The organism is Fodinibius roseus, from assembly GCF_900129315.1.
In the GTDB taxonomy this organism is placed as follows: Bacteria; Bacteroidota; Rhodothermia; order Balneolales; family Balneolaceae; genus Fodinibius; species Fodinibius roseus.
The window spans coordinates 116260-133617 of sequence record NZ_FQUS01000010.1 but is presented as its reverse complement, the minus strand read 5'-3'; the positions used below and the strand labels follow the sequence as shown (position 1 = coordinate 133617).

Sequence of the window (17358 nt, the reverse complement as noted above, 5' to 3'; positions counted from 1 at the left end):
TTGAACCAAAAACGAGAATACAGTTTGACTATCTCTTTATTTCATACAAGTAAAATTACGGGTCGCGTCATATCGTGTTTTCTGTTGATCACGGCAGGAATAGTGCTCTTGCCCCTGCGTCAGGCCGGAGCCCAAACGATACCCGTAGGTGATTTCCGCGACGACCAGGTTCGGCTGTTGCAGCTGCTTTCCGACTCTACCACCGAAATATCGTTTATGAACCGGCCCGTCAGCAGCGAACGCTACCAAAAAGTCATGCAGAATTACAGGCCATCAGATTCCTGGTGGGCCCGGCCGTTTCAGTCTCCGAAGATTGAGCTTTCCAAAGACTTTACCCTGGGTTTTTACGAGCCGGTTATCAGAGGCACCCGAAACAGCGACCTCCCCTATGGCGAAAACAATGGGGCGGCCTGGTACGGAAGGGGACTGAATACCGAATTTCAGGGCGGTTTTCATATTACCTCCGACTTCCTGGATGTCAGCTTTCGACCCCACATTATCTATCAACAGAACAGGGACTTTGATCCTCCCCGGTTTATACCAACCGATATTAACCGTGACATTCATTATGTAGCTCCCGGTATCATACCCGAAGACTCGATGGCCCAACGCATCGACCGCCCGTGGCGGTTTGGACCCGACAGCTACACGACTCTTGACTGGGGACATTCTTCGGTCCGGTTTCATCATCATGATATTGAACTCGGGCTCAGCTCTGAACCACTGTGGTGGGGGCCCGGCGTGCAATATGCGCTCACGATGAGCAACAATGCCGCCGGCGTACCTCATGCTTTTCTGGGAACACGTGAGCCCCTGGAGCTGCCCTGGAATATCGGCCGGCTGCAATTCCGCTGGATCTGGGGCTGGCCCGCAAATTCTGACTATTTTACCCATTTGCCCGTTCATATTTACCGCAAAAAACGGTTTATGAACGGCTTGAATATCATCTATTCCCCATCGTTCCTGCCTAACTTCCATGTGGGGACCAGCCGCGTGATCCACCAGTATATTCCGGACGAAGGACTCAACGGGACGGATTACCTGGCTATCTTTCAACCTTTTCCGAACCCGGATGAACAAGTGCTGAATGGCTTTAGAGACGCCAGCCATTACCAGGATAAAAACGCCCTGTCATCGGTCTTTTTCCGGTGGGTCCTCCCGGAAAGTAATACTGAATTGTATGGAGAATTCTATAAAGAAGACCACAACTGGAATTTCCGTGATTTCCTGATGGAACCGCAACACGGGCGCGCCTACACCCTGGGCGCCCAAAAGATCATTCAGAGCAACCGGATCGATTTTGTAAAAATAAATGCGGAAATCAACTCTCTGATTCCCTCTCTCATAGATGATGTTCGTCCCCAAACCTACCCTTATACGCACAAAAGAGTGAAACAGGGACATACGAACCGGGGACAGGTATTGGGAGCGGCTATCGGTCCCGGCTCAAGCAGCCAATATGTGGGCGCTGAAGGCTATTTCTCTAAAGGTATGGTCGGCTTGTTTGTTCAACGAATGGTCGATAATGATCATTACCACTTTGAATGGAATCAGCGCTGGTATCGGCAAAATGGGTTTAAAGATCTGTTTCGCCACCAGGTAAAACTAAATGTCGGCTTCAAGGCGAAATACCGCATCTCCGATCTATTACTGGGAGCAAAGGTAGTTTGGAACAAGCATTATAACTATGGGCGCCATCATTACGGAAGACTCCCCATAAGCTGGAAGAGCCGTTATAAAGATGATATTATCAATATGCAGTATCAGCTGTCGCTGCAGTACCTGTTTCATTAACGCGGGGCGGGGGACACATGGTCGAAGAAGAACGGACCGAGCTGGCACGGGCTGCCCGTGGCGGGAAGTTGTTCTAAGTCCCGCTCATATTCTTTGATTTGAGATAACAGAGATACAGAAATATATTTACGCTTTTTTCGCAACCTTGAATTCATAGAACCTGCTATTTTGAAAACAGCCATTGTAACTGACTTTCTCAACCAGTATGGCGGTGCTGAAATCGTCACTCACCAGATCGCCTCTCTCTTCCCCGGGGCGGATATCTATACCATGATAGCAGAAGAGGAGATTCTCAGTACGTACTTTACCAACCATAAAGTCTTTGAACATCCCAAACTCAAGGATTCCCGGTGGAAACGTAAGCACTACCGTAAACTGCTTCCTCTCTATCCTACCTATATAGAGGACTTCGATCTGACGGGATACGACCTGGTTATCTCCAGCTCCTACTTGTGGGCCAAAGGCGTACTGTGTCGCCCCGATACACTGCATATATCTTATGTGCATACGCCCATACGTCAGGCTTGGGTCAAGTATCACGAGTACCTGCGCAACGAGAATGACATCGGCAGGGTCACCCGTCTCATCCTGCGGTATGTTATGAATTACCTGCGCATTTGGGATGTTTCAACGTCCAACAGGGTCGATTACTTTATCGCCAATTCCACGACCGTCCAAAGACGCATAGAATCCATCTATCGCAGAGAAGCCCGGGTTATTCACCCTCCCATCAAAGTCGACCGCTATAAAAACAAGTATAAAGACTGCGGAGATGAGGATTATTACATTACGGTGGGCCGACTCGTTCCCTACAAGAGAGTGGATCTGCTGATTGAAGCTTTTAACCAAACCCCGAATCGCAAATTACTGATCGCCGGGGCCGGCAACGACAGCGAAAGGCTTAAGGGTCTGGCGGAATCTGACAATATCACTTTTTTAGGATTCGTAGACGAAGAAACAAAAACCGAGCTGACAGCCAAAGCCAGGGCCTTCCTTTTTGCAGCCGAAGAAGATTTTGGGATGAGTCCCGTCGAAGCCATGGCCCTGGGCACCCCGGTCATCGGCTTTTCCAAAGGAGGGACCCGGGATTATATCAGGGAACAGATTAACGGGCGTTTTTTTGATGAACAGACCCCGGGAAGCTTGCGCCGGGCCATCGACGCCTTTGAACAGCAGGCGTTTGACCGGGAAACGGTTAGGCAGTCTGTCACTCATTTCGATGAAAAGCATTTTCGCCGGCAGATAAAGACTTTTATTGATGAAAAGGCCGATGAACATGGGATAGACCGCAAATAATTTTCCCGGCCGGAATCTTTTCTCTTCGAAGGTTATGCAAAATAAGGATTTGTGCTCAAGGTCAAGGCCAGAGGAATGTTAAAACCGCAGCATATTGGGCGTATGAGAGGTTTTGACATCCCGGTAATGAAAATATTGGGAAAAGGACCGTTTCGCAAAGCCTTCTCTCCCATGATTCCGGTCTTTCTGCACCATCTAAAGTTTTAGCAGGTACAGGCGTTTAATGAGTGAACGCATAGCAAATTGTATCTTATTCGGCCCGGATAACAAAGCATAATCCCGGGCGCAATGACGATGGTAACAGGTCAAATAAAAGGTTGAGTAAGTAGTACCTTCTTGTTTTGGCAGAATAGTTTGTAGGACCAAGGCCGTGATTACGGTACCGGTAGTCAAAATAGTTTTTGAAGATCTGTTCTTCGACAGAAAATCCGGCCGCCCGGCAATAATTTGCAAGTTCATCAGCGGTGTATTCGCGATAGTGATTGGCTCCATCTCTTTTTTCAGGTATCAGATGATAGGGATTTTTACCCAACATCATCTTGATTCTTTTGTGTAAGGCAACGGCATTTGGCGTTTGGATAATTATTATGCCTCTCTCCTTCAAAAGCGATTTCAAAAAATTGAGCACCCGTTCCGGCGAAGTGTATAGGTGTTCGATGACTTCAGCAAACACGATAATATCGTATCCCGGCAGGTCCTCCCGCCATGCCTCCCGGTATTGGGCATCGTTCAGATCAAATTGATAGTGATGCCCCGCTTCGGTTTCACCATCCGCTTCAAAGCCCAACGTATCTATGGATGCACCTAAGGAACGAGAGATGATGCCGGTAAAAGAGGTTCTGCCTATTTCCAGTATATCTTCCTCACCGGTGAAATATCGATGGAGCAGGTCAAGCAGATAGTCATATCTTGGAGCGTGGTATTTCAAGTATCCATCCTCTTGATTGCTCTCAATCGCTTGACGGAGGTATTTATGCATGACAGGCTTTCATCAATCTAAATTTGTGGCTGGCCGTTTGATTTTTCGCGGTTCAGAGCAAAAATGGAAGCTGATAGGCTTCAATCCCATCATAATCTCTTGGAGCAGATGCTTATACATGCTAATCTTTTTGTAATCTAATGTCCGTCCGTATCCAAATGGATCATCTTGAAAATCGTTTGTCCCAGAATTTTTAAATCCAACCCCAGGCACTGCTTTTCGACATATATCAAATCATAGTCCAGGCGCTTTCTCATATGCTGCTCATCGAGGGTGCCGCCCCGGTATCCTTTCACTTGCGCCAGTCCTGAAATACCGGGCTTTACCGCATAACGGTAATAAAAGTCGTTATAGGTATTGTTCCAGTGGGCACACTCTTCCACCTGATAGGGACGCGGGCCGATAAGGCTCATATCCCCTTTCAGCACGTTTAATACCTGGGGCAGCTCATCCAGGTTCGTCATTCGAAGCAAGCTGCCGAACCAGAAAACACGCTTGTCATTTTCCTGGGTAACCACCGGTTTGCCGTCAATCCTTCGCAAATCCAGCTCATGCATTGTCCGAAATTTATAACAGATAAACTCATGCCCGTGCTGACCGGTTCTCCACTGTTTGTATAGCACAGGACCCCTTGAGCTGAGCTTTATAAAAAAGGCGAAAACGGGATATGCCAGCAAAAAAACGACAAAAGCAAAGCAGCCGATAAACACATCAATGCTCCTTTTGCCCCGAAACGTATTATTCGCCAGCGACTCAAATTTGGAATAGCTGCTGTCTCTGCCATTGACAGACGCTATGTTCGTATCGTACATCTCCTGTACTATACTTTGCCTGACCGTTTCATATTTCTCTTGGATGATATTATTATTAGTGGCAGCCGACTCGCTTTTATATCCCATCTTAATAATTTATTGAGAAATTGTAGCTAACTATACTTATAGCCAATACTTATGTTGAAGTTCCATACTCGGGCCGTAGCTCCAAAAGTCAAATATAGAACTATTTCGTCAATAGTAAAAAAAGAACTCACCTATCCCTGGTTTCTTCCGGGAAGCCCCGGTTAAACAGGACGGGCTTGCAATAAGGTCTTTGATATTGCGTTTTCAGGCTTTACTATTGATAACAATACTTTGCTCTCCCGCATGTACACAGCAAACGGCAGAGCGGTAACAAGCTGCTTAGAAATACTACGATCAAAATAACCGGACGGTACGGTAGTAATAAAGGTATCAGGGCGCGCACGCCGGCTTTTAAAAATCAATTCCGATCGTCACGTAATGGATGGGATCGCTGTCAAACCCACCGCGGTAAAAAGGCCACCCTACATCATAACGCAGCGGGAAACCAAAGACAATGGTACGAAGCCCGAAGCCGGCGCCCATAAGAATATCTCCGTTATTGACCCGTACCGTATGTTCACCGGTGCTGGTGCTAAATGTCCGTTCCCCGCGCTCGCTTACCTTAAAGTCGAGATCACCGCTGTTCAATACCGCCGACCGGGAATTGCCCTGCAGGTCATTGTAATCGAAGACAACATCTTGTCCCCATGCCATACCCGTGTCCCAAAAGGCAACACCTGTCAAATTATACAGCGGCAGTATGGGAATGGGCCCGGGCAAGATAGCCGCAAAGAGCGGGAAACGAAATTCTGCATTGATCAGGCTGAATTTATCACCGTAGGTAGCATTGTAGGGATGCCCCCGGAGCGGGAGCGCGGGCAGCGTAAAAAACGTATCGCCCAACCGTTCCAGCGGCAGAGAGTTATTCGACCATTTCTGATTGATCCAGCCCAGCATCCCCCCCATAAAGTAGGTTTGCGAGTCGCTGCCGAAGGAAGCGGCTCCGGAACCGCGTAGCGCAAAGGAATAACGGCTTCCGAGGTTAAAATACTTCCGGTAATCGCCCAGAACCGAGGCAAACTGCGGCGTTTCACTTGTGATGGGCGGACTTGCCGTGAGGCTCACCGAGTAACGCGAACCGCCGACAGGAGTAATATACCCGGGAAGCGTCCGATCACTGGTATAGGTTATCTGCGGATAGAGAAAAGTAGAGGTTTCATTCTGGGTCTGGTCGGAAAAGGCGACGGAAAAATCCTGGGCCAGTCCGATGGCAGACAATCCCACATCTATGCGGCGGAATTTATCGATGGGATACTGCATGTTAACAGCCCCGCCGTAGGACCGGAAGCGATAAAGCCGGCCGGAAAAATCCTGAAAATTGCTGGCGTTGTGGAAAAAGTTAAAAATCCAGTTTGTCCGTTTCTCCATATAACCGTACTGCAAAAAATAACTACTGTTACGGAGATCGAAGTTCAGGTTACTTCCGAACGCTATCTGATGGTTGCCCAGCAAATCGCTGAACACAATCTGGGTCAGCCCGTAGGTCCCGTAATAGGTTGAAAAGCTCCCCCCCGCATACACCAGATCCGTCGAAAACTTCAGCCGGTAATCTCTGGGGATATACCGCCCGTCGTCCGTGCGGTTCCCCTCCAGGTCAAATTTCGATTTGTCAAGGTATTTGGCTGCAAAAACGGTGTCTTCCTCTACTGACGAATCAAACACATAATTACGAAAATCGATCTCTTCGCTCTCTTCCCCCTCGCTCGTGGTATCCGTATCAGCCTGGGCAACTTCACTGGCTGTGGTGTCCGTCTTTATGGTGTCCACAACAGCCAGTTTGGGCTCTCTTTCCAGCACATTATTTACCGCATCCTCGGAAAGACTGCTCTGTCCAAGCGGCTTTGAGAGAAGCATCTCGCGCACATACTGTGTGGCCGGTACCCGTTCGGCCTCCGTCTCCTGAGCCCGTCGCTGCGCCCACTGGTTGGGTTCCAGCGGCTGATCCTTCTTCCGGGTGAGCGGCGCCCGGACCATAAAAATGTCGAGCGCTCCCTCATTGATCGTATTCACCGCCAGCCGGCTTCCGTCGGCACTCACCGACATCTGCATGACACCGGTCTGCAGATCCGTGAGGGGAGAGGTGGTTCGGTCGCTCAAATTCATCTGGTAGACATTGGGAATGCCGTTTTCATCCGAGATAAAAAACAGTTCGCCATCCCGTGTGGTTATCGGCTGATTTTCATTCCACCGGGGCGTTATGGTTAACCGCTCTGCGCGGGACGCCCCCAGCTTCACCGAATAAATATCGGTGCTGTAAAGATCATCGGTCAGCAGCAGACTGCTGGTATTTTTAACTCTGTTGAGATTCACCTCATCCCCGCGGCTGGAGACAAAGTAGATCGTTTCGGAATCCGCTCCCCATGCCGGCTCGTAATCGGATATTACATCATTGGTGACATTACTGAATTCTTCCGTTTGCAGGTTGTACACGTAAATGTCCTGGTAGGGGCCGATATTGCCGTCAAAAGCAATTTTATTGCCATCCGGCGCCCAGGCGACCGAACCGATCGCATCCAGCCGGGGGAACTGTATCAGCTGCACCTTACCGGTGTTATAGTCTACGATTGCCAGGTTATCGTTTCCTTTTGATTTGGAGGAAAGGGCGATCTTATCACCCTGCGGAGACCAGCTTAAATTTGGATTTAAAATATTCAGCTCTTCAAAATTAACGTTGTCTTCTCCCTTGATGAGCGTCTTGAGCTTTTCGCCGGTAAGCGCACTCACCACGACGACATCAAAGTAGCCGCGCGCATTCGTAATCATTGCAATTTTATCACCCTGCGGGGAAACCGAGGGGCTGGTATTATAGGTCCCGAACTTCCCCCTCTCGGTCACCAGCTCGGCGAAGTCATCGATTTTTTCCCGGTTTGCGACCTCCGGCAGGTAGCGCTTCCGGTAAAAATCTCTCCACTGGTCGGTCAGCTCTTCAATATTGTATCCCGTGGTACGGGTAAAGGCAGCTTCCACGCTTCGCTGCGTCTTCATGGTTTGCATTATTTCGGTAATCTTCTGCCGGCCGTATTCCTCCACAATATAGTTCCAGACCGATTGTCCCCCGCGATACGCAAAATAGCCGCCCAGCCGGGGGATCGGGGGCAGGTAGTCGTTAATGATCGCATCACGGATCCACATATCCGTTTCCGTATCCCACCCGAGGGAAGTGTATTCGGCCATTCCCTCGTTAAACCAGAGCGGAATCTGAAGGGCATTCCCCCCCAGGCGCGACTGCACGTTGCCCCCGTAAAACATATCGTTGATCACCGCGTGCTCCAGCTCGTGATGCAGCGTACTGCGAAACTGGGTAAAATCGCCCTGAAACGGCATGGTAATCCGGTTTTTATAGGCATCGGTCGCCCCGCCGATCCCTTCCGCACCGGCCGGAAGAGGGATCACATTAGTCTGCGCAAAGTCGTTGTGCGAATCATAGATAATGACCTGTATCCGATCGGCAATCTGGTGGTCAAAATCCTCGTGGAACTGCCTGAGGGCCGCTTCCAGGGAAGTGGCGGTAAAGTTCGCCAGGTCATAGTTCCCGGATGTGTAGTAGTAGACGTCAAAGTGCTCCGACTGAATATACCGCCAGTCGAAGGTGTCGTATTGTACCCGGTTTTTGCCGAATGAAAAATACTGGGCGCTGGCTTCATGGACCGCACCGGCCACAAAAACCATCGCAAACAGGCCTGTTAAGAAACGGGATAATAATTGTGATTTTTCCATATCGTTATTGCTGTTCTCTTTTACGAAAATATTACATTATTCCCCATCATCCACAAGTGTAAGATCAATTTGCCGCGCTTTTATATCCGTATTAACAACTTTTACCCTCAATTCCTTCCCAAGCTGGTATTTTCTGCCGTGATTTCTACCGATCAGGCAATGCTGTTTATCATCATACGTATAATAATCATCGTCCAGATCACTCACACGCACCATACCTTCGCAGTGAATATCTTTGAGATCTACAAAAATACCACTCTCCATAACACCACTGATGACGCCGGGAAATTCCTCACCGAGGTGCTGGCTGAGGTATTCCACCTGCTTTAATTTAACGGAGTCTCGCTCGGCGTCAATAGCCGCACGTTCTCGTTCGCTGCAATGAGTACCCAGCTGCTTCAGTTCATTATAGGAATAGCTTGGCTGTCCGCCCGCATAGCTCTTCAGCAGACGGTGCACCACTACATCGGGATAACGACGGATCGGGCTGGTAAAGTGTGCATAATTTTCGAAGCCGAGACCGAAATGCCCGATATTATTCGGACTGTATTCAGCTTTGGCCATAGCACGCAGCATAAGGTCATTGACCGTCAGCTCTATTGAGGTATCTTCAATCTGTTCCAGCAGCACGTTGATCGCTTTTGAACTCACGGTGGGACTGTCAATATGAAAGTTAATGCCGAACGGCTTGACGTTGTCTTCGATGTTCTTCAGCTTGTCGAGGTCCGGCTGATCGTGTATGCGGTAAAAGAAGGGAAACAGGTCTTTTGTCGTCGGTTTATTGGAGCGCTCACGCAGCTCGTCGACATGGCGGGCAACCGTCCGGTTGGCCATCAGCATACATTCTTCAACCAACCGGTGCGCGAACAATCGTTCTTTAAGCTTTACATCGATCGGTTTGCCGTTCTCATCGAGCACAAACTTGGGCTCGGGGGTATCAAAATTAATACTGCCCTCCTGGAACCGCTTATTCAGCAGTATGCGGGCCAGCCTGGCCGCCAGATTCATCTCACTGGCATAGGCGCTCCGAGCCCCGTCAATCACTTCCTGCGCCTGCTCGTAGGTAAACCGGTGATCGGAATGGATGACCGTCTCTTCAATGGTATGCCCCACTAACTTCCCGTTGGGCGTAAGCTCCATAAAACAACTGTAGGCCAGCTTGTCCTCATGGGGACGCAGGCTGCAAACCCCGTTGCTGAGTTTTTCCGGCAGCATAGGGATCACCCGGTCTACCAGGTAGACGCTGGTCCCCCGGTTCAGGGCTTCCTCATCCAGTATGGTCTCGCGCGGCATGTAATGTGTGACATCGGCAATATGGACGCCCAGGTAGAAATTACCGTTATCCAGCATCTCAATACTGATGGCATCATCAAAATCTTTGGCATCTTCGGGATCGATGGTAAAGATCGTCTTGTCCCGTATATCATGACGCCGCATAATTTCTTTTTCGGGGACCCCGGTTGAAATACTTTCGGCATAGGCTTCCACTTCCTCCGGAAAGCCCGCCTTGATCTGATTTTCAGCCAGAATAGAGAGCAGGTTGGCATCATTGGTCCCCTCTTTGCCCAGTACTTCGATAACCCGCGCTTCCGGCAGCGACTGGGGATGAACCCAGTCGACCAGCTCAAAGGCCACTTTATCGCCGGATTGGGCGTCCCGCACATTGCCAGGGAGCACGAAAAAATCAGTATGGGCCGACTTCTCGTCCGGCTTTATAAGATAGTTTTGCTTGCCCTGTTTCCTGAGGGTACCGACAAACATACTGCGCCCACGTTCGACAATTTCTACGGTTTTCCCTTCGCGCCGCTTGCCCCGGCCCCGGTCAAAAAGCTGTACTTTTATCACGTCATCCTGCAGCGCCATGCCCAGGTGTTTTGATTTGACCCGAATATCTTCATCAAATTCCTCCGTGATAAGGTAGCCGGTCCCCCGGCGGCTGATATCAATTTTACCGGTTATAATATTCTTATTATGGCCGTCATTCCCGTTGGAAGACGCCAGTTGAATGGCTCCACCCCGGCGTTTTACGATCAGATTGCGATCAAACAAACTGTTGATCGCACTCTTAAGCCGGTTATTATCATTATTGCTGTCTACTTTTAAAATATTCTGTAATACCTCAAATGGAAGCTGTGCTTCCGGATTATTCTTTAGTATATCGAGAATAATCTCTTCAAACGTTTCTTTTTTGCTTTTACTCATTAAATAAATCTTTCTATAGTTTTAATTTCTTATTTTTCTTTGCGTGCTTTATTATTACCTGCTTCAGTTGCCGCCGCATCCTGATTCTTACCTTCATTCTCCCTCTCACTGCGGGCAGGCGCAGAGGAGGAAGTCCCCGTTATTTTATGCCACAACTCCTGCCAGGTATTAAACCGAAACTGGGTTTCCAGGCCCACTCCATCTACGCTGGGCGTTACGTCCCCCGCCTGCGATTGTGACCCGAAATTGCTCAATATCTGGTTTTGCCGGTGAAAGGCGGTCAGCGAGAGTCTCCTGCTGATGCGGTATGTCGCATTCAAGTCGCCAATACGGTCTCCTAACGTGGTTTGCGGCCCCCCACCTGTTATCTGACCTTCACGCCGTAAGATGAGGCGGTCATTATACAAACGCAATGCAATTCCCAAATCAACTTCGTTATAGGCATTCAGGTTAAAATCGATGTCCATACGACTCACATCACTGTCCAGCAGTGCATTAATCTGGTTGGAAAGCAGGGGACTGATTACCTGGTTTGAGAGCAGGGGGTTCAGTACCGTGGACCCTCTCGTCAGGTTCTGACTGAGTGAGGCCGTCGCGCTCCCCGCTCCCTGCGTCGGTATAAATTGTCCCGTAAACAGGATACTGGTAGCCTGAAGGAGTTTTTGCTGCTCATCACGGTTAATCTGATTTATCGTATACGACAACGTCGGATTGGACGAGAGGTCCAGCGAACTCGGCAGCTCAAAATAATAACTATTTTCAACACTATTCAATGTTCCCGTGATATTTACGATAAGATCAACAGGGACTTGCTGGCTGTTGCCCTGGTTCTGCGATTCGATCCTACCCTCTGAGATCAGGGTTGAAATATTGGGACGGGCGTGATAAATAGCGCTTATATCGAGGCGGGCATTGTCGGGCGGCCCTTCCCAGACGATCGTCCCGCCGGATTGCAGATCCAGTCTCCTGCTGATGATTTCACCAGTCACAAACTGGTATGTTCCGCTGGCAATCTGGTACCGCCCAAACATTTGCACCTCCTGATCCTGCATGGAAATACGCATCTGTCCCGAGCCCCGGGCGTTCAGCTCTTCCCCGGTCACCGGATCAAAGATGAGGTTTACTGCAATATTATCGGTGGTATTAAACTGAAGATCCAAATCGAATCGTTCGCTAAATGTCATATCCTGGAGTTGTCGCTCCAGCTGTTCCTGTTGGGATTCCTCATCGCCATCAGATGTCGACCGGCCAGTCCTTCCGCGATCTTCAAAGGAGTCGACATACCGGATGAACTTGCCGGTCTCGGTAAGCTGGGTTTCCTCCATCAGGGGTATGGATATCCGGGAGTCATTGGTAACTCGCACAGGGTTTTCGGTACGCATGTACATATCGGTATTTGAACCGCTCAGGCGTACGGTACCCGTACCTGAAACATTTCCAAAGAAAGGAACATCAGGATCCATGCTGCTGTTCAGGAACTGGAGCCTGTCCATGGCCAGCGAGAGCTCCAGGTATGTACGTGGATTGAAATCGTTCAGGTCGATTGTGCCCCAAAGCGTGCCCGACCCGCCTTTGGTATCAATGACGGACAGCGAATCCAGGATCACACCCTCCTGCCGGTCGAACGTCACCGGGCCATTGATAAAGTAGTTCGTGTTGACAAACTCCGGCTTGGCAAAAACATTCTGTGCCTCAAAATCAGCATGAAAATCGAACTCATCGAAATTGCCGGTAAGATATCCTTCGCCCGTCGCCTGTCCCTCCATCTGCTGGAAAATATTATCCACGATGAGGCGAACAACCCACATGTCGATCTGTTTAAAATCAGCGTCAAAATAAAATAAGCTATCCTGCTCAGCAGCAGAATCACCGGTCGAAAAATAGCCGTCAAGTACAATATGCTGCTGGACGCCGTCATTCTCCTGCAGATACGATTTATACTTTTGGGGATCGGTAAAAATCTCAATACGCGTGTCAAACCGATCATTCGACGGACTATAGCTGCTGTTAAAGGATAAATCACCGACTACACGATCGTTTAGCGTAAATCGGTCGACCTCAAGCTGTCCCTGTATCGTGGGCTGATCCACAAGGGACTGTGTCATCAACCCTCCATTTAACACCCCTCCGAAATCAATTTCTCCTTTCACCAGATCTGATATCCGGGAGAGGTTGATATCCCTGAGCGTATACGACAGCGAATCGTCCCGGCTGCCGCTCAACGCTCCCTCGAGCTGAAAAAACTCATCCTCGTTTTCAAAACTGAAGTCGTTAAACACCATTCGTTCCCGCTCCATAAAATGCAGTGACGGCCTGCCCTGATTCCTCCACGCATAGGTTTCATTGCCAAGATAGAATGCTTCGACAGCAGTAATGACAGAACTGTCCGTGATCCCCCCCGACAGCTCCAGGTTAAAGCGGGCATCTTCTCCGATATTCCTGATGCGCTGGTGGTAGTAGAGCGAGTCCTGCTTGAGGCCAAAGTCGATCCCCACTGAATCCATATCCGTCAGGTTGGAGTGAAGAGTCCCGACATCCGCTTTAAAATCGATGGAAGAAGAGGCCCTCAGCGGACGATCACTGCGGAAGTTAGCCGTCAGCTGGGACTGTCCGTCCCGGATACTCCACTGGTCAAATTGCAGCGTATCAGCTTGTATATCGGTAGAGAGCAGCAAACGGTTTTGATCTGAATTGACATTGAAGCTGATACGGGAATCGGTATATAATGACGGGAAATACGGGAAATATGCTTTTATAAGCTCTAAATTTTTGGCGGTTATACTGCCATCCAGTACAATGTTTTGTGTCGGTAACGGTACCTGAGGCAACAGGGTGGCCGTGCTGTCCTGTTTAATTTCTGCCCGGTATCGATCATTCAGGTAGGTCGACCAGAAACGGGCCTGCCGCATAATCTCACGGGGATACAAGTGACCCCGGACATTCATATCCAGCAGAGAACTGGTCACCCTGAATGACCGGCGCCGGTTGTCCAGGGTATTGATATCCGCATAAAACTGGTGAGACTGCACCGTATCGCCGTCAATAACAGACGGGGCAACATCAAAACTGGCCCGGCCTTCGGTATCATTCAGATCAAGGTCTTCCGCCTCCACCTTATAGTCAAAGTTCAGCCTGGTATCGGCCACCAGCGTATCGCCCGTCAGCTCTGCCAGGTTGATATTCTCGGCTTCACCCTTCATGGTAAGCGGGGGACGCTCGCGACTGAAGTCCACCTCCCCCGAGCCCGACATCCGCTGTTCTCCCTTCTGATAGGTATACTGATGGTTCCAGCGCCCGTTATAAAGCGATGAAGTTAACCGGAGCAGGTCAAATTCCTGTTGATTTATCCTGCTTTCTTTAAACGTAACCTCAAAATCCGAAACTGCCTGATCAAACGTCACTCCAACCCCCGAGAGCCGGGCATCAAAATTCAGAGAGGTCGTATCCAGCGTAGTGGGTATCAGCCAGCTCACATCCATATCACGGGCGGACATGGTCCCCTGGTACTGATGGGGCTCCTTTAGCTGACTACCGCCCTGCAGGTCCAGCATGCCCAGGGGGGAGTTAAAAGCCAGGTCGACGTCGATCGAATCCAGGCTGCCCTCGGCCCGTCCCTTCATGGTAAGGTCTTCGAGGACCTGGTATTCCGGGGCTTGCAGGGTATCCAGCAGCGACCGGATATCCTGCCGGCGCAGGTTGACGCTGTCGATACTCACCTGATAGGTAAAAGCATCGGGTTCCCGGAGATTTTGAACCAGTCCGTTCAACCGAAACAGACTTTCTCCCTTGCCTACGGAGATTTCATCCACCCTCAGCGAATCGGTGGAGCCTTCGGTATACAACTGGAACGTGATCGGCCCGTCCACATTCGGTATAGCGGGAATGATACCCCGCAGTTCGCGGGGATACAAGGCCGTTGATACCATGTTAAGATCGTAATGGGCCCCCGAGAGCTGGGTTAGAAAGCCAGGAGATCCCAGATCTGCCCCATCCACTTCGCCATTGAGAATCAGCTCTGAGTTACCGAGATGAAAATAGAACGAATTAAATTCCAAAAATCGCTGATCGCTATAAACCTGTCCTGTCATCGTAAATTGCCGGAGATCGGGGAGATCGGTCTCCGCCGATATTGTTTCGATATCAAGATAACGCTGGTTTCCGGTCCACTCCAGAAAAAAATTAGCATCAAGATCCGATATTGTAACCGAAGACGGCAGGCGGACCGTTTGGGAATCACCGGTAACATTTTTCAGGTGAATTTTTCCGCCCGTAACAGCCATCCTCGGAGCCAGTACTTCCACATTCACATTACTGAACCACAGTTCGCTGGCGCGACCTGTGGTATCCGGGGCCGGCAAAGTGGGTTCCAAAAAAACAAGGGAGCCATCCGTTCCCCTGCGCAGCCATAATTCAGGTTTATTGATCACAAAACCCGTAATACTCACCTTGTTCCGGATGAGCTCCCAGATGTCGATTTCATTTTCTATGTTTTCAATACTGGCTATAGTGTCCGCCGCCACCGAATCCCGGGAAACCAGGGTCACATCTCTTAACTGAACACGGAAAGGCAGGAATCCCCCTATATCCCCCACCGAAAGGTCCGCTTTATACGCGCGCTCCACCCTGTTTTCTATACGATCAAGCAGGTAGTTTTGAACGATGTCGAGCTGGAGCAATCCTATGACACTTCCTGCTGTGATGAGCAAAACAAACAGGATGGAAAGGACAATCCCCCATAAATACTTCCAGCTTTTATGTAACCAGCGAAGAATCAAAAATCACTCAGACCTAATGGTTGTTTACGTAAACTGTGCCAGTGCATACTGCCAGGATTCTTCCAGTTTTGAAAGATCTGTGCAAGGTAGAATATAAGGCGAACCCCACTCTTTCAATAACACTAATTGTATGGTGTTATCTTTCACCTTTTTATCTGTCCTCATCGCTTTAATAAGCGCACCGATGTCGGCGGGCAGCGATTCAATCTGACGCTTGTATAACGGTAAGAAGGGACGAAAACGTATATCGTCTACCGGATGGCCCAGCTGTCGGGAGAAATGAGTGGCTGCGATCATGCCCGCAAAAACAGCTTCCCCGTGTGCCAGGTTTCCATAGCCTGCCACCTTCTCCAATGCGTGTCCGAATGTATGTCCAAAATTGAGAAAAGCCCGGTTTCCGGCTTCCAGAACATCTTCTTCCACGATATCGGTTTTGATACGGACGCTGTCACTGATTACTTTTGCCCATCGTTCATCCGGCTCCGGGATGCTTTTTGTGAGGTCGGCCAGCTGATCGAACAGCTCCGGTTTTCTGATGGCAGCATATTTTATGACTTCCGCCATACCCGTAATCCACTCTTTTTGTTCGAGCGTTCGAAGAAACGCCACATCCGCAAAAACCGCATCCGGCTGATAAAATGCTCCGACCAGGTTCTTGCCGGTCGTATGATTCAGCCCCGTCTTTCCGCCGATGGAACTGTCGACCATAGCGAGCAGGGTGGTGGGCATATGAATTAATGGGATACCCCGCAGCGTCGATGCCGCCACAAAACCGGCCAGATCCCCGGTCACGCCCCCGCCCACGGCCAGGAGCGGCGTACCGCGCTCTATCCCCTCTTCCAGTATCCGGTCGAGCATCAGCTGCCATTGCGACAGGGACTTTGACCCTTCGCCCCGGGGAACCTTCAGCCAAAGGATCTCACGGAAGTAGTCGCCGCATATCGCCTGGATTTTGGTATGGTGCAGCCGGTGCACCTTCTCGTCTATGATGACAATAATTTTCTCCGGCGAATAGTGCTGTGAACAAAAAGAGGGCAGCTCTTCCCGGATATCCGGTCCGATGCGGACCCGGTAGCGTTCTTCAAATGAAATATCAACTTCTATATTATGATGCGACATAATTGCGAATTTTATTAATCAGTGTTTTTACTTGTTGGTCGGCGGATTCACCGGCTTTTATGTTCAGGGTGATCATTGCCTGCTCGTATAAGGGCAGACGGTCTTCATAAAGCATCTTCAGCTCTTTTTTGAGGGTATCCCGATCCTTTGGCTCTCCCTGTTCATCCAACAGCAGCGGGCGGTTGGCGTCCTGTGAGATACGGTCTATGATCACCGGTATCGGGGCTTCAATGAATATAAGCAAGCCGTTGCATTTCAGATGATCCAGCAGATGCTGATTTTGCAAACTGCCGCCCCCGAGAGCCACAACCCCGTTAAACTGCCGGGCGACTTCCAGGAGCGCACTTCGCTCGATGGCCCGAAACCTGCCTTCCCCGGATGCTTCAAAAATCTCGGGGATCGGCTTTCCCGCCTTTTCTACGATACGATCGTCCAAATCCAAAAAGGGACGGCCCAGCTCTGCGGCCAGTTTTTGGCCGATAGTTGTTTTACCGGCGCCCATAAATCCACATAAAAAGATGACTTCAGATATTTCTCCATCTATATCCATGATCCGTGATTTGGTTAATGTTAAGGG

At 49.7% G+C, this 17358-nt stretch carries 9 protein-coding genes; 2 read left to right on the top strand and 7 right to left on the bottom strand.

What is annotated here, in order from left to right; translation table 11 throughout:
• Positions 1-1794, top strand: coding sequence for a capsule assembly Wzi family protein (locus tag BUB16_RS10940; RefSeq protein ID WP_139240279.1), 1794 nt, complete (start codon positions 1-3; stop codon positions 1792-1794).
• Between the two features lie 168 nt (positions 1795-1962).
• Positions 1963-3090 carry a glycosyltransferase gene (locus BUB16_RS10935; protein ID WP_073063747.1) on the top strand — a complete coding sequence of 376 codons (1128 nt, stop codon included), beginning with the start codon at positions 1963-1965 and terminating at the stop codon, positions 3088-3090.
• Between the two features lie 250 nt (positions 3091-3340).
• On the opposite strand, the gene BUB16_RS10930 is transcribed toward BUB16_RS10935, so the two are convergent.
• The 7 genes from BUB16_RS10930 to BUB16_RS10900 all read right to left on the bottom strand — a co-directional run bounded on the left by BUB16_RS10930 (position 3341) and on the right by BUB16_RS10900 (position 17331).
• A complete protein-coding gene (locus BUB16_RS10930; protein WP_170864366.1) occupies positions 3341-4018 on the bottom strand; it encodes a class I SAM-dependent methyltransferase in 678 nt (225 codons plus the stop codon).
• Positions 4019-4206: 188 nt separating this feature from the next.
• On the bottom strand, positions 4207-4968 hold the full coding sequence (locus BUB16_RS10925) for a sugar transferase (RefSeq protein WP_084088206.1): 762 nt from the start codon (positions 4966-4968) through the stop codon (positions 4207-4209).
• 351 nt (positions 4969-5319) lie between these two features.
• A complete protein-coding gene (locus tag BUB16_RS10920) occupies positions 5320-8685 on the bottom strand; it encodes a peptidase MA family metallohydrolase (RefSeq protein WP_084088205.1) in 3366 nt (1121 codons plus the stop codon).
• 36 nt (positions 8686-8721) lie between these two features.
• Positions 8722-10887, bottom strand: a complete 2166-nt coding sequence (gene rnr / locus BUB16_RS10915) for a ribonuclease R (RefSeq protein ID WP_073063738.1) — start codon at positions 10885-10887, stop codon at positions 8722-8724.
• Between the two features lie 29 nt (positions 10888-10916).
• Positions 10917-15662, bottom strand: a complete 4746-nt coding sequence (locus BUB16_RS10910) for a translocation/assembly module TamB domain-containing protein (protein WP_073063735.1) — start codon at positions 15660-15662, stop codon at positions 10917-10919.
• A gap of 24 nt (positions 15663-15686) precedes the next feature.
• A complete protein-coding gene (gene aroB / locus BUB16_RS10905) occupies positions 15687-16781 on the bottom strand; it encodes a 3-dehydroquinate synthase (RefSeq protein ID WP_073063732.1) in 1095 nt (364 codons plus the stop codon).
• The gene (locus BUB16_RS10900; protein WP_073063728.1) at positions 16768-17331 is read right to left on the bottom strand and encodes a shikimate kinase; all 564 of its coding nucleotides are present in this window, start codon (positions 17329-17331) and stop codon (positions 16768-16770) included. Before BUB16_RS10900 ends, aroB begins: the two co-directional genes overlap by 14 nt.
• Positions 17332-17358 lie beyond the last annotated feature (27 nt).